This window comes from Microbulbifer sp. TB1203 (assembly GCF_030997045.1).
In the GTDB taxonomy this organism is placed as follows: Bacteria; Pseudomonadota; Gammaproteobacteria; order Pseudomonadales; family Cellvibrionaceae; genus Microbulbifer.
Genome location: NZ_CP116899.1, coordinates 531,165 through 543,665, shown reverse-complemented (window position 1 = coordinate 543,665; position 12,501 = coordinate 531,165). Strand labels below are relative to the sequence as shown.

The window sequence follows — 12,501 nt, the reverse complement described above, 5'->3', positions numbered from 1 at the left end:
CTATGTCCATGATCTTCAGTGTATGCCCGATTCACCCCGCTTGCGCAGGAGCGGCCCCTCAATTTAGACTGTACATATATACAGTTAATGAAGTGTAGCCGTCATGGCCGAAGAGGACACAGCCAACCCACCACAAGCCCGCAAGGGCCGGGGTGCCGCCAGCAATCTGGCCGGCCGCTTCGCCACCCGGGTAAGCCGGCGGGAGAACGACGGCTGGCAGCTGGAGGAGGAGCCGCCGGAGAGGCTGCTGACCGAGGCCATCGAGGAAAAGGCCCGGACTATTATCAGCAGCAACAGCTCGCCGGACCTGCCCTTCAGCCAGTCGATCAATCCCTATCGAGGCTGCGAGCACGGGTGCACTTATTGCTACGCCCGCCCTTCCCACGCCTATATGGACCTGTCCCCGGGGCTGGACTTCGAGAGCAAAATCTTTTTCAAACCCAACGCCCCGGAGCTGCTGGAAAAGGCCCTGCGCAAACGCAACTATGTGTGCAGCCCCATCGCCCTGGGTACCAATACCGATCCCTACCAGCCGCTGGAGAGAGACAAGCGGATTACCCGCCAGCTGCTCGAGGTGATGCAGCGCTTTCACCAGCCGGTGACCATAGTGACCAAGAGCCAACTGATCCTGCGCGACCTGCCGATACTGGCGGAGATGGCACAGGACGGGCTCGCCCAGGCCGCCATCAGCGTAACCACGCTGGACAATGACCTGAAAAGGAAACTGGAGCCGCGCACCGCCGGTCCCGCCGCACGCCTGCGCGCACTGGAGACCCTGAGCGGCGCCGGCATCCCCACCGCGGTGCTGGTCGCACCCATGATCCCGGCGCTGAACGACAGCGAACTCGAAGCCATTCTCGATGCCGCGCAAAAGGCCGGTGCGGAATTCGCGGCCTATATTCTCCTCCGCCTGCCCTACGAGGTGGCTCCACTGTTCCGCCAGTGGCTGCAGGAACACTACCCCGAGCGCGCCTCCCACGTGATGAGCCTGGTGCAGCAGAGCCGCGGCGGGCGCGACTACCGCAGCGACTTTTCCCAGCGCCAGACCGGCACCGGCGTCTTCGCCCAGCTGCTGCAGCAGCGCTTTCGCGTGGCGATTAAAAAACTCGGGCTGAACCGGCGCAGGCTGGCACTGGACTGCGGGCGCTTCTCTCCGCCTCCCGCAAGCGGCGAACAGCAGTCGCTGTTTTGAGGAGTTCAAATCGCTGACTTGTTCGCCTGCAAGCAGGCTCCGGAACTCCATTCGATTCCTGAGCCCGAGTCATTACAATAGGCGGCCGGAATTTCCGCGAGGCCACCTTGAACAACTGGTTTGTCTATCTGATACGCACCCGCAGCGGAGCCCTCTACACGGGGATTACCCGCGATGTGGAGCGCCGTTTCGCCGAGCACGCCAGCGGCAGCCCCAGGGGCGCCAAGGCGCTGCGCGGGCGCGGTCCGCTGACCCTGGCATTCCAGCACGCAGTTGCCGAAAGATCGGAGGCCCTGCAACTGGAGATGCGGATAAAAAAGTGGCCCAAGGAAAAGAAAGAGGCACTGGTGGCCGGCGATACCGCGCTGCTGGTCGAATGCCAGAGCGGATCGTCCTGATCCGCTCAGTAGGCCACTACCGTATACTCCTGGGAAGCTGTCGAACAGCGCCGCTGGGAGCCAGCCCCCGGATCGAGTCCAGGGCAGGCTCTGCTGGCGAATAACGGCGTTGCAATTCAGCACCGCCTTTTCGCCTGCAGGGCAGGCTCCCACAGCAGGCACAGTGCACAACCAAGCGGACGGCGCCTCGATCTGAACTCCGAAATCTTAGATCAACCGCGGCTTCATAATCTCCGCAATCCACGCCATAAACACCTGTACCCGCCTGGGCTGGTGCCGGCGGTTGGCGTACACCAGGGACACCGGCATGGGCGCGGGCCGGTACTGTGGCAGCACCTCCTCCAGTTCCCCCGATTCCAGATAGGGATGCACGCCGGCCTCCGGCACTTGGATAATCCCCAGCCCCGCCCGGCAGGCCTCCAGGTAGGCCGCGGTATTGTTGACGGTGACCGCTCCCTCCATGGGCAGGGATTTCTCCCTGTCCGGCTCATCCGGGTCGATATACTCGAAACCGGGCGGCCGCGCGCCGAGGGACGGCACATAGTGGACCAGCCGATGCCGGGACAGGTCCTCCAGGCTTCGCGGTGTACCGTGTTCCGCCAGGTACTCGGTGCTGGCGCAGCTCACCGTGCGGTAGTGGCCCAGCGGCCGCGCGATCAGGCCGGAGTCTTCCAGAGTGCCGACCCGCAACACGCAGTCGAATCCCTCGCGCACAACGTCCACAAAGCGGTCGGTGCTGCTCAGTTCTATCTCCAGGTCCGGGTGCCGGCGCAGGAATTCCGGCAGCCGCGGTATCACCAGGTCCCGCGCCACCGGCAGCGGCATATCCACGCGCAGGCGCCCGTGCAGCGCCGACGCATCCTCGCGGAAGAGGTTCTGCAACTCGTCCATATCCGCCAGCAGGTCCCGGCTGCGTTCGTAGAAAACCCGCCCGTCCTGGGTCATCTGCACGCTGCGGGTGGTGCGATGCAGAAGCCGGGTGCCGAGCAGGTTCTCCAACTGCCGCACCGCGCCGGACACGCTGGCGCGGGACAGGCCCAAGCTGTCCGCCGCAGCGGTAAAACTGCCCTGCTCCGCCACTCGCAGGTAGATCTGCAAGGCCTCCAATAATTTCACGCCGCTCGCCACAATTGTTCAAGAAGAGTGAACAGTCTAGTCCGGGAATTCTATGCGCTAACGGCCGGCATAGAGGCGGCTTTTCAAATCAGCGGGGACCGGCGTACTTTTCCAGATGCGCCGCCAGTCCCTTGCGAATAACGCCCCGATCCGTGCCCAGCACGAACAGCGACACCTTTTGATCCAGCCATTTCCCGTAATCCGCGTCCTCTCTCGGAATCGCACAGAAGGCGATGCCCGCCGCCGCCGCGGCTGCGGCGATACGCTCTATTCCCTCGATAACCGCGGGGTGGCGCGTCTGCCAGGGCAGGCCCAGCGCCGCGGACAGGTCCGCGGCGCCCTCCATCAGGATATCGACGCCGGGCACCTCGGCAATGGCCCTGCAGGCTTCCAGCCCCGCGCTATCCTCGATCATGGCCGCCACCAGTACCCGCTCGTCGGCCCTGCGGTTTCGCTCCTCCAGCCGGTCGCTGTGGTAGCCGATATGCCGGTGTACGCTCAGGCCGCGCTGTCCGGAAGGCGGGTAGTGGCACATGGCCACCGCTTGCGCCGCCTCTTCTTCGTTGCGAACCCGCGGAAAGACGATGCCTTCAGCGCCCGCATCCAGCAGTGGCGCAACCAGGTCCGCGCGCTCGAGCGGCACGCGAACCAATGCGGAAATACCCGAGGCACGCGCGGCGACGATCATATGGTCCAGGTCCGCGGGGTTCACCAGGCTGTGCTCGGTATCGAGAATCACGTAATCGAATCCCGCGTGGGCAATAAATTCCACCAACAGGCTCGAGGGCGTACAGCAGAAGAGTCCGTGCAACCGCTCTCCGTTATGCAGCCGTGCTTTCAAACTGCTCTGCGCTTGCAAACTACTCATAGTTGCACAACCTCCGGCTCAACCTCCGCGGCCCGCACGGCGCCGGCCGAGTGACCGAGCGGATTGGCGACGCGGATGTAGTGAGCGCGGCTGTCCGGTTCCCGGGTGAAACGGGTAATCATATTGGCCTTGCCCGGCAGGTCGGCGCCGGCAAGCAGCGGATCGATCAGTTCCCGGCGCAACGCACCGCCCTCTGTCTCCCGGTAATCTTCCAGCACCTGCCGCACCAGTTTCCACAGCGGAGCTTCGGATTCCAGGAAGCGGCCGCAGTGGAGGGCCGCCTGGCACAGGTTATTCACGAACAGGCAATAGACCACGCGCCGCCAGGCGGTATCGCGTTCGTGCAGCATGCTCTCCCGCGCTCTTGAACTTATGGATGGCAGCGCCTTTTCTGGCCAAAGAGAGTCGGACCAGCGCGAGCGATCGAGCTTGGTGCCCTCCATATCCCGCAGGATAATGCCCGCAACGGAACAGCCGTCGAGTTTTACCAGTACGTTCTGCAGGTGGGGTTCGAACGCCACGCCGTGTTCAAAGAAGGCGTGCAACACCGGCGGCAGCAACTGCCGGACGTAATCCCCGAACCAGCGAATGGCAGCGGTCGCCTCGTCCATGCCCGGGTGCCGCTGCCGGAAAGCGCGCACCAGCGGTGCGGTGTTCGAATGCCCGAGCACGTCCTCGGCAAACAGGGTGCCGGCCAGCTGGGCGCGGACTTCCGAATCACAGAATGGATTGTTCCGCAGGATGACGCCAAAGTGGCTTTGCAGATCCAGGCGTTCTTCGTTCTCCAGTTGCGGCAGGTCGACGGTAGCCGCCGCCGGTTCGGGCAACAGGGAAAAACCACTGAACCGATGCGCCAGCCCATCGATCACGGGCCGCAACAGCTTCGACAGCACCACGGCGCTTTCCAGTTCGTACCAGGCGTTTTTGCGCACGCTGTTGGTGATGCGCAGGCTGAGGGAGACCTTCAGAAAATAAGGGCAATTTCTGTTGAACAGGGTGCGTACCGACGCGGTCGGGCCGAACGCCGGGCCACAGGTACCCAGATATTTCAGAATACCCGAGGCCACGGCCTCTCTTACGGCGGACCTGCCCAACAGGTAGTTCGCCTGCCAGGGGTGGCAGGGAAGCAATGGCCACCCGTCGGGGTTCTCCTCCCGGCCCGGCGAGGCCAGGCGGCGGAACAGTTGTTTCGTCTCGTCCGGCTTGTCGCCCAATAATCGCAGGTACTGGGGAGCTACCGCGAAATAGTGCAGCCGGAAGGAACCGTGTAACTCGGGTGAATAGCGCATCAGTTCTTTTTCATTCCAGCCGTAGCGGCTTTTTGGCGCAGGGTGGAAGCTATGTCCGAAGATCAGCGCCGCTTCTGACTCCAGGTAGTCGTCGACACCATCCCCTGACCGATGACCTCGCACCAGGTGGTGATCGAGGATACGGGAAAGTATCTCGCGGCTGTTATCAATCTGTGCCAGCAGTTCCGGCTGGCCGTCCAGGCTGAAACGCCGGCACAATTCGCCCACTACCAGCCGCGGCAGGTCGCGCCAGGGGAGCGGCTCCGACACCCCATTGCCGGCCATGCACGGGCGACCCAGGTAGAAATGATTCCCGGTCACCGACGGGGCGCGCACCGACACCGAAATCCGCTGCCCGAGATACGGAAAATCAATGACAAGCAGGCACAGATCTTTCTCTTTTTCGTAGGACAGCAGATCGTTGGGCGAGGCAATTTCCCGGCAGTAGCAGTTGAGCAGGAAGTGCCCCGTGTACCGCCAGGCGAGTTCACCGGATTCTTGCGAAGCTTCTGTCATTGCGATTGCCCTCCCCGCTGGTTGGCATAAAACAGATACAGGGGATTATCGACGCGGTTGATCCGCAGCACTTTTTCCGATTGCAAGCGGCGCCGGGTATGCGCCTCCACCGCCACCTGCCTGGCGAAGAGATCAAAGCGCGAAAAACTTTCTTCCAACTCGGGAAATTCCGCCTGGTATCGGGCGATGCACTCGCCGGTCATTGTCCAGAAGCCGCTCTCCTCCAGGGCATAGTATTCGCTGAAAAACAGCGCCAGCTCAGAGAGATTCATGGAGAAGAAGGCGCTGTAAAGAAAATCCCTGACATCGTCCGCTTCCGCGGCGTGGATATAGGAACTGCGATTGTTGCCGAGATGTTCCTCGGGTGTTTCCCGCAGCAGGGAAAAGTGCTGCAGCCGGTCCGCGTCCGCGCGCAGGAAGCGCACACCGTCGTGGAAGTCCTTCAAGGCCACGCGCACTGGCGTGCCCCCGCGGTGCAGCAGAATCATATTCTGCCCGTGGGATTCGAGGGCAATGCCGTGCGCGTAGAGCATATGCACCAGGGGCGTCACCGCCGCTTGCAGCAGTTGTTCCAGCCATGGCCGCGCGCCGAAGCGCCTGACCCAGGGATCGATCAGCGGCACGCCGTCGCGGTCCAGGGCAGTGATGGCACTGAAAGGCAGCGCGCTCTCGCCCGCATCGAGATGGGAGTGCAGGCTCTCGCGCCAGATACAGGCCAGGCTGCCGGGCGCGGCCGGGCTGACCGGCGAGCGGTAGCTGAGTGCGGCAATTTCGCCGAGGAATACCGTGCGCAGCCGACCGCTCAGGTATTCGTCTTCGCCCGCGATGGCTTTCAAACCCTCGCTGATGGCGGGAGCATTGACCACCGTGTGTTCGGCCAGCCCGCGCGTGGTCGAAGTGTTCAGAATATTCAGGGCCAGTTTCAGATAGCAGCTATGCGGGCTGGAAATATTGGCCAGTGTGCGTATGGACTGCTGCGGCCGGTAGACGTCACCGCTTTCCCCCAGCACCACGATATGCCGGTGGTGCAGGTCCCAACCGTACTCCTCGGCGATCACCCGGCGCCATTGCCACGGATGCACCGGCATCAGCCGGTAATCGTCGGGGGACTCGCCCAGCGCGACAAGCTGCCGGCGCATTTCTTCCAGACAGCTCCCGCCGAGTTCGGTGGGCAGCAACGCATCCTGGCACGGTGCGGCCGCGCAGTGTTTTTTTCGCACCGCCAGCCAGATGGGCCTGACGATCGGGGAAAACTCCGGGCCGAACTCCCTATTGTCACGGACGTCGAAACCCATGCGCGACTTGTAGCAGGGGTGGTAGGGATGAGCGTCGCCCAGGCGGCTTTCCACGTCGTCGTAATCGCCTTCGCGCAAACAGCGGGAGTCGCGGGCGCTGTGTTGCAGCGCCATGGCGTCCTTGACCGCGGTGCTTTCCAGTTCGCGCTTGAAACGCTCCAGGTATTCGGGATGGACGGTGAAACTCCCGCGCAGCTCATCCAGGAAGCGGCTTATGGAATCGGCCTCCCGCGCACCGGCACCATCCGTGCGTATTACCGGCTCGGCGTTCAGTCGGATGCGCCCGAAACCCGGCCGCCGTATGCCCCTGCAGCTATAGGTCAGCGCTTCGCCGTCGCGATCCCGCCCGGAAAAAGAAAACAGTATTTCGCCGCCCTCCGGGCGCTCGGAGACTTCCAGGGTTTTTTCGTAGATCAGGGCCTGGATCAACTGTCGCAAGACGCGGCGGCGCGCCTGTACGAAGGCCGGCGAAGCAAAAACATCGGAGACGTCTCCGCCGTGAAAGAGTTCGCCGTCAACGCTTTGCCCGGTGACGGCGCTTGTTGGAATATTCACTGATCAATTTCCTATTAAACAGAGTCCATCAATGGATTGCGGGTTTCCCCGAGGCCGGCGGGCATGCCGGTTTCCCGGGTGCGCCGCATCAGGTAGGGGGTCAGCAAAAGCCGCGTCGGCCATCTGGGGTTATCCAGAAGCTCCCTGCGCAGCAGTGCTTTGGCGAAATCGGGCAGCTCCAGCTGTTGCAGCTGCCTGTGGCAGGATGTCTTGATGATTTCCCAGAAGACCTCCGCGTCCACGCCATAGGCGCTGGACAGGGTATCGGCGATGGCGTGCAGGTTGACCTGCACCCCCAGCGTCTGGAAATAGCGCAGCAGTTCCTGCGGCGAGAGGCACACCAGTGAGTTGGGCGTGGACCAGTCCATTAGGTAGCGCGGTGCCTCGATACCCGACTGGTGCACCCAGGGCGGAAAGAAGCGCAGGGTATCGTGGTCGCGCAGGACCAGCCCGCAAATTCGCCCTTTTTCAATCACCAGCAGCAGGTTCTGCCCGTGCACCTCGGGCATCAGGCCGTAGGAAAAGCAGGTAAAACACAGGGCGCACAGGTGATCGCACAGGGAGCGGAAAAATTTCTCCGGCGTCTCGCCGCCGTCGCGCAGCAGGGTTTCAAACGCCGGCACCCGGTCGCCCTCGGCCAGGGTGAATGCCGACATGGGCAGCAGCCGGCACTGCGGACTTTCCATACGGGGATAGCGGCGCAGCAGGCAGCTCAGGTGACCGGTGCGGTTGGAAAACATGGTCTCACCCGCTGGAGCGAAAGCCAGCCACTGGCGCTCGTCGCAGCAGAAAAATTTTCCCTGCAACGCGGGCTCGCGCCCGATAACCGATTCCAGAAGTTGTTGCGCCGCGGCACCGTTGTGCAGGTAGCGCGGCGGCAGTATGCGCTGCGCCCCCAGCGCGGCAATGGCCAGCGGCAGCTTGACGTGCACAGAGCCGCTTTTTGCGGCGGGCGCCAGGCTGCGCACGGATGAGGTGGGCGTGAAACCACCGAGGGATTCGGAGATGAGGACCCAATCGCCATTGCTGAATTCACTGGCAAACTCGGCGGCGAGGCGGCGTAGCTGCCAGGGATGTACCGGCACCAGGGTAAAATCATCGCCATCAAAGCCGCGGGCGGCAGCCGCTTGGCGCAGCGCCTGCAACTCTTCCGCTTCCAGCAGCGCCTCGGCAACGGCTGTGCCGCGCAAGTCCGGGCTGCCGACCAGGGATTCATTGCGCAGTGCCACCCAGGCCAGGCCGAAGGTGTCGCCGCTCTCGGCACCGTAGCGCCGGAATTCCTCCAGGGACCAGCCCGTCTTGGCCCGGGCCAGCGGGTGGAACGGCCGGTCGCGCAGCGCGCCCAACCGCTCCCAGGCCGGCAGATCGGCATCTTTCCGCTCGACGGCGGTCAACGCGGCGGGGATATTTTCCAGCGCCCATTCGGTCTGCGCCTCGGCCACCGCCAAGTCGTGCATAAAGCGGTCCATGCCGCCGAGGTCCGGCAGATCCTCACGCTCGGCCGCGCCGGCCAGGCATTGCATCAGATTGGCGGCGTCCAGCGCCACGGCGCCATCTTCCTGGCTTTGCAAAAGCAGCACCGGCAGACGGCTCAACCGGTAGGGCTGCACCCGCCGCTGCCGGCGGGCGCGGAACAGCAGTTGATCGGCACCGCCATTCAGGGGATAGCTGAAATAACATTCGCCGACGGCCAATGCGAAGTCATCGACTTCACTGTAGGCTCCGCTATCATCGATCAACCGCGCGCGATCCTGCAGGTGAAAGAGGTTTTCCTGTATCAGTGCGTCGACCAGTTCGCGCAGAATCCGCTCGGCTGCCGTGGCTTTTTCCACAGTGGGCGCGGATTGCCGTTCCACTATTTCTTCGTTCAGCCCTGTGGCCATAATCCTTTCCTTGTGCTGATTTAAACCTCAGGTTTCGGGGCGGTTCCGGGAATCCGCCGATGGCACAAGCCGGGACTGAATCCCGAAACCTGAATTAAACGATAACTGTCTCTCGAGCGGTGGCCCCCGCGCTGACCTCGGGCGGCCGGTAGCGCTCTTCCAGGCCGGCGCGCCACTCGGCGCTGTAGACCAGGTCCAGGTACCGGTCGCCGCGGTCCGGCAACAGGGTGAGGATTCTGGAACCACGGGGCACCCGCGGTATCAGTTTGCGGATGGCGGCGACCACCGAACCGGATGATCCACCGGCAAAAATTCCCTCGCTGTCCAGAAGGTCGAGACAGCCCTGGCAGGACTCCAGGTCGCTGACGTAGATGACGTCGTCGATCTCTTCGCGCACCAGCAATTCGGGCACGCGGCTGGCGCCGATGCCCGGCAGTCGGCGGCGGCCTTCGCTGCGGCCGAACAGCACCGAACCCAGGGCGTCCACCCCGATTACCTGCAGTCCCGGAAATCGCTCGCGCAGACGCCGGGAAATGCCCAGGATGGTGCCGGAGGTACTCACCCCGGCAACCAGGTAATCCGGCGCTTCCGGCAGTTGTCCGATCAACTCGGTCCCCTCGCCGTGGTAATGGCTGTGCCAGTTGCGCACGTTGGCGTACTGGTTGACCCAGACTCCGCCGGGCAGGGTTTCCAACAGGGTTTTCACCCGGCGGATGCGGGTTTCCAGGTAGCCGCCCTCGCTGTCCTTTTCGCGAACCATATCGACCCTGGCGCCGAAACAACGCATGATTTGCAAATTGGTACGGGAGACATTGGGGTCCACCACACAGGTCAGCTCCAGGCCGTAAACCCGGCACAACATCGCCAGGGCCACGCCCAGGTTCCCGGAGGTACTTTCGATCAGGTGACCGCCCCGGGGGATACTGCCGTCGCGCAGGCCCTGTTCGATGATGTACTTCGCCGGGCGGTCCTTGACGCTGCCGCCCGGGTTGAGTAGTTCCAGCTTGGCATTGACACTCACACCGCTGTCGCGGAAAAGCCGCGACAGGGATACCAGTGGTGTATTGCCGATGCAGCTGGCAATGGATTCATGAACCATGATCAATCTCCATATCGATGGAAATCCGTGTGGATTCCTAACCTCAAGCTTCAGAATTCGGGGCCCGAATTGTTGGCGCAGAGCCGTGTCGGGTGGCCCACCCGACCCGGCGTCCAGATCTAAACCTCGAAGGATTCCTACCAATCGACCCGATAGCCGAGGCGCAGCGTGCGGCCGCGGGCGGGGATATGGCTGGTGTTGGTGCTGCTGCGCAAAAGCTGGCCGTAGACGGTGAAGTAATCCTCGTTCAACAGGTTTTCCAGCCCCAGTTCGATGCTGCCGGTATTCAGGTTCCAGCGGCTAAGCCAGTCCAGAGTGGTGTAGCTGTCCACCGTGCGGCGGCCGAAGCCGGCGACGCCGTCCAGGCGGAAATCCTCACTGGCCGAATAGAGCAGCTGCAGGCGGTGCAACTGGCCGGCGGAACGGTACTGGCTGTAGGCGGTCATTTTCAGCGGTGGAATGCGGAAACCGTTCATGTCCTGAAAGCCGTCCGCGCCACTCGACTTTTCCTCGCCCTTCGCCCGGCTCACTGTAACCCCGCCGCTCCACTGGTCGTCGACCTGAAAATCCAGTGTCGCTTCCACACCGGAGATTTTCTCCTCGCTGCGACTGAGGGTCAGGCCAAAATTTTCGGTCTGTACGCGGCCCAGGTCCGAGGTGCTGCGGTAGAGGGCGAGCGAGGCCTGCACGGCATCCCAGTTGCCGCGCCAGCCGATTTCGATATTGTCCGTTTCAATGGCCTCGAGCTGCGATGAGTGGATATCGAAGTCGGAGTTGGCGTTGCGCACCTGAAGGCCCACATCGGGCAGTTCAAAACCCTGATTGAAGGCGAGATACCACTCGCTGTTGCCGCCGGGGGTGAATACCAGGCTGGCGTTGAACAGCGAAGCGTCGTAGTCGACGGTGCCGCCGCGGGTAACGGCCGGGTCCGGCTCGAGGGTCTGCGGCAGGGTGACGAAGTCGTCGAAGCTCATCTCCACCTGCTCGTGGCGCAGTCCACCGTCAAACGCCCAGCGCTCATCGAAGCGGTGGTGCAGCTGCGCAAAAGCCGCCGCGCTATCGTGGGTGATGGGCGGCATATAGGTTTTCCTGCCGGTGTAGTCGAAGACCAGCCCCCCGCTCTGGTCGTAGGCATCGCCGTCGTAGGTCAGTACCGGCATGGCGCTCTCGTCGCGCTGCAGGTCCATCCCCCACATCAGCTCCGTGCCGTCGGAAAAGGGCGTGGTCAGGGTCAGCCGCCCGCCGTAGACGGTGGCCTCCAGCTCCGTCTGCGCCAGGTGGCGGTTGTTGGACCGGGTGCGGGCGTCAAACGGATAGAAACGGGTCAGGTAGTCGCGGTGGAAAATCTGCGCGTGCAGTGCGCTGCCGGCGATATTCCGATTGAAATAATCGAGGCTGACAACCGTGTTTTCCGCGGTGTTCTGGTTTTCCATCTGCAGCCCCTTGATGGCCTGCGCGCGAACAGAGTGCAAAGGCTCCGCGGTTACACTGGGGTCGGAGGCGTAGTCGGTGTCCTGGTCCGCATCGTGATACAGCCCGGTGAGCTGCAGGCGCTGGTCAGAACCGAAGTTGCGCCCGAGCTTGGCGTTCAGGCTCCAGATATCCGCGTCGAACATGTCGCCCTGGCTGGGCTCCGGAGCTATGCGGTCGCCCTCGGCGTCGAAGTTGGCCCCCCTTCTTTCGGAGACCAGGTTCAGCGCATAGTCGAAGCTTTCGGCGGTGCCGAAAAACCCCTGGCGAAAGCGATAGTTTGCACCATCGGCATCGTAATCGGTCGGCGCGCTGAGGGAGAATCCCGTTTCCTTTTCATGACCCGCGGCGGCCTGCCGGGTGGTAATAAAAATTACACCGCCGGTGGCGCCGCTGCCGTAAATGGCGTTGCCGCCACGCACCACTTCGACCTTCTCGACATTTTCGGCGTGGATATTGAACAGGTCGCGACTCACACCGCGATTGGTATTCATCGGCACGCCGTCGATCAACACCAGTATGTCGCGCCCGCGCAAACTCTGCGCGTAGTTGGTGAAACTCTGCGAGGGCTGCCCCATACCGGGCACCTCGCGGGCGATGATCTCGGCCAGGCTGCCGCCGGCGTTGAGCTGCAGTTGGATATCCTCGCGCGCAATGGTGGTGACCTGCCGCGCCGGCGACATCACCGGTGTGTCCAGGCGGCTGCCGGTCACCTGGATTTCCTCGGTGTCCTGCGCCTGGGCGCAGGCCCCGGCGCTTGCAAGAATCCATACCAGTGCCGCTTTGGCGCTCCCGGATTTCATATCAGATTTCATGGTTA

9 protein-coding genes are annotated in these 12,501 nt (G+C 63.0%); 2 read left to right on the top strand and 7 right to left on the bottom strand.

Annotation, left to right across the window (positions count from 1 at the left end):
- The first annotated feature begins 103 nt into the window (after positions 1-103).
- Both PP263_RS02305 and PP263_RS02300 read left to right on the top strand, forming a co-directional pair.
- Entirely contained in the window at positions 104-1,192 is a 1,089-nt protein-coding gene (locus tag PP263_RS02305; protein ID WP_308366763.1) for a PA0069 family radical SAM protein, read from the top strand.
- Positions 1,193-1,299: 107 nt separating this feature from the next.
- Positions 1,300-1,590, top strand: coding sequence for a GIY-YIG nuclease family protein (locus PP263_RS02300; RefSeq protein ID WP_308366762.1), 291 nt, complete (start codon positions 1,300-1,302; stop codon positions 1,588-1,590).
- Between the two features lie 207 nt (positions 1,591-1,797).
- On the opposite strand, the gene PP263_RS02295 is transcribed toward PP263_RS02300, so the two are convergent.
- The 7 genes from PP263_RS02295 to PP263_RS02265 form a co-directional block, all read right to left on the bottom strand.
- Positions 1,798-2,706 carry a LysR family transcriptional regulator gene (locus PP263_RS02295; protein WP_308366761.1) on the bottom strand — a complete coding sequence of 303 codons (909 nt, stop codon included), beginning with the start codon at positions 2,704-2,706 and terminating at the stop codon, positions 1,798-1,800.
- A gap of 88 nt (positions 2,707-2,794) precedes the next feature.
- Positions 2,795-3,574, bottom strand: a complete 780-nt coding sequence (locus tag PP263_RS02290; protein WP_308366760.1) for an aldolase/citrate lyase family protein — start codon at positions 3,572-3,574, stop codon at positions 2,795-2,797.
- The gene (locus PP263_RS02285; RefSeq protein WP_308366759.1) at positions 3,571-5,379 is read right to left on the bottom strand and encodes an IucA/IucC family protein; all 1,809 of its coding nucleotides are present in this window, start codon (positions 5,377-5,379) and stop codon (positions 3,571-3,573) included. The genes PP263_RS02290 and PP263_RS02285 overlap by 4 nt, the downstream gene beginning before the upstream one ends.
- Positions 5,376-7,229: an IucA/IucC family protein gene (locus PP263_RS02280; protein ID WP_308366758.1), complete on the bottom strand. Its 1,854-nt coding sequence runs from the start codon at positions 7,227-7,229 to the stop codon at positions 5,376-5,378. The genes PP263_RS02285 and PP263_RS02280 overlap by 4 nt, the downstream gene beginning before the upstream one ends.
- A 14-nt stretch (positions 7,230-7,243) precedes the next feature.
- A complete protein-coding gene (locus tag PP263_RS02275; RefSeq protein ID WP_308366757.1) occupies positions 7,244-9,112 on the bottom strand; it encodes an IucA/IucC family protein in 1,869 nt (622 codons plus the stop codon).
- 94 nt (positions 9,113-9,206) lie between these two features.
- On the bottom strand, positions 9,207-10,211 hold the full coding sequence (gene sbnA, locus PP263_RS02270; protein WP_308366756.1) for a 2,3-diaminopropionate biosynthesis protein SbnA: 1,005 nt from the start codon (positions 10,209-10,211) through the stop codon (positions 9,207-9,209).
- Positions 10,212-10,348: 137 nt separating this feature from the next.
- Positions 10,349-12,496, bottom strand: coding sequence for a TonB-dependent receptor (locus PP263_RS02265; RefSeq protein ID WP_308366755.1), 2,148 nt, complete (start codon positions 12,494-12,496; stop codon positions 10,349-10,351).
- Between the last annotated feature and the right edge of the window lie 5 nt (positions 12,497-12,501).